At 47.1% G+C, this 595-nt stretch carries 1 protein-coding gene; it reads right to left on the reverse strand.

What is annotated here, in order from left to right; all coding sequences use genetic code 11:
• The coding region (locus R7Q48_RS29060) for a phosphoethanolamine transferase domain-containing protein (RefSeq protein WP_318133823.1) at nt 1-595 on the reverse strand (595 nt) is incomplete at both ends.

Consider the following 595-nt stretch of genomic DNA (forward strand, 5'->3'; position numbering starts at 1 on the left):
ATTGGCTGGTGTAGGGGTTAGTTTCACGCTCGTAACCATTCAGTTGATAGTTTTGAGTACGTGCGGTTTCACCTACTACAAAAACGAGTAACGTCGGTTTGTCCTGCGCTTGCTGTAAAGCGGTCGGAGATTGCTGTGCATCAGTACCGATTTCACGATATGGCTGTGGCGTAGTTAAGTAATTTTCTTTTACGTAACTTGTCGCGCTGTAGACATATTGCGTTGGGATGATCATTTTTTTCAGGTAGCTGTTATTGCGACCCACAGATGCGTAATCTTGATAGTACAACCCCGCAATCACGGCAATAACTGCTAACGAAGCGAGCATCGCGACCAGTTTTGTAAGCACAAAGCGTAGCCATTGTCCGCGTTGTGGTTGCAGCTTTACTTTGAACACAATCAGGGCAGGAATCACACCCATTAACGTCGTCCAAACGACCGAATACGTGCTGAGATAAGAGCTTGCTTCACTCGAGTCGGTCTCGACGATGTTGGCGATCATCCCAGAGTCAAACAGCGTTCCGTAGTTATAGCCTGCGTAGCTTACTAAGCTAGAGACCACTAGCAGCAAGATAAAGAACGGCTTTCCAACCCA

This window comes from Vibrio sp. 378, assembly GCF_033339435.1.